General features: G+C 27.2%; 2 protein-coding genes. Both read left to right on the top strand.

The window, feature by feature from the left end:
• A partial coding sequence (locus H7U02_RS11405; RefSeq protein WP_201043402.1) for an ATP-binding cassette domain-containing protein occupies positions 1-637 on the top strand: 637 nt, incomplete at its 5' end.
• Positions 634-1,099: ABC-2 transporter permease (locus H7U02_RS11400; protein ID WP_201043399.1), on the top strand; the 466-nt coding region annotated here is incomplete at its 3' end. The genes H7U02_RS11405 and H7U02_RS11400, both read left to right, overlap by 4 nt.

Raw genomic sequence — 1,099 nt, 5'->3', positions numbered from 1 at the left:
AGCTAAAATAGGTGTTAGTTTCTCGGAAACTTATCTCAATAAAAATTTGAAAATCTTTCAAGTTGAAAAAATTTATAAAGGATTATATAAAAACTGGGATTCGGATTATTTTAATTTCATTTTGGAAAAATTTGGAATTTCAAAGACAAAAAAAATTTCTGAGTGTTCTTCTGGAATGCAAAAGATTTTATCGATAGCTCTATCTTTGTCCTACAATCCACAACTTTTAATTTTTGATGAGCCAACAACTACTCTTGACCCAGTTAGAAGGAAAGATATATTAGGCATATTTCAAGAATTTGTTTTAGACGAAAATAAAACTGTTATTTTTTCAAGTCATATAACTACAGATATTGAACAAATAGCTGATATTATAATCTATATTAGACAAGGAAAAGTTCAGTTTGTTGAAGATAGTACAAAATTATTACATGACAATGTTTTAGTTCGATGTCTAGAAAGTAATTTTAAAAACTTAAACCTAGATAATGTAATCGCATATGAAAAAACAGCTCAAGGATATGAGGCTATAATGCCTAGAGATAGAATTCTGAATCTGGAAGATATTGTAGTTGATTCCTTGGATTTAGAAAAAATAATGAGCATTTATTCAAAAGGTGTGGTGATGGAGAAATGAGATATTTAATTAAAAAGGATCTAATGAACTCCAATGTTTTTAGTGGAATAACTTTTGTTGTATCACTTATCTTGCTTGTAATTCTAAGCATGTTTAAGTTAGAAGATTTTCTGCCAATTATTTTGTTCTTAATTATACTAGTGGCGCCGCTTACTTATTTTATGAATATCTTGAATTATACCGATGAAGATTTTTATAGATTAGAGCAGTTCTTGCCAATCAAAATATACAAAATTGTTTTGGCAAGATACATAGAATATTTTAGTGTTACAATTGCGTGTGTTCTATATATTGGATCAATTTTAATTTTAAGGGGGTTATTTAATAGTTTTTATATCCAGGAAGCACAAATGAATGTAATTTTTCTTGGTATATCTGTCTCAATTTTATTTGCATCATTTGTAATGTCAGGTTCTTTTATATTTGGAAACCAAAATATAAAAAATATAAGTGTATCATCAT

The organism is Streptococcus sp. 3.1, from assembly GCF_016648915.1.
Lineage (GTDB): Bacteria > Bacillota > Bacilli > Lactobacillales > Streptococcaceae > Streptococcus > Streptococcus salivarius_E.
This window is presented reverse-complemented; position numbering and strand designations above follow the sequence as displayed.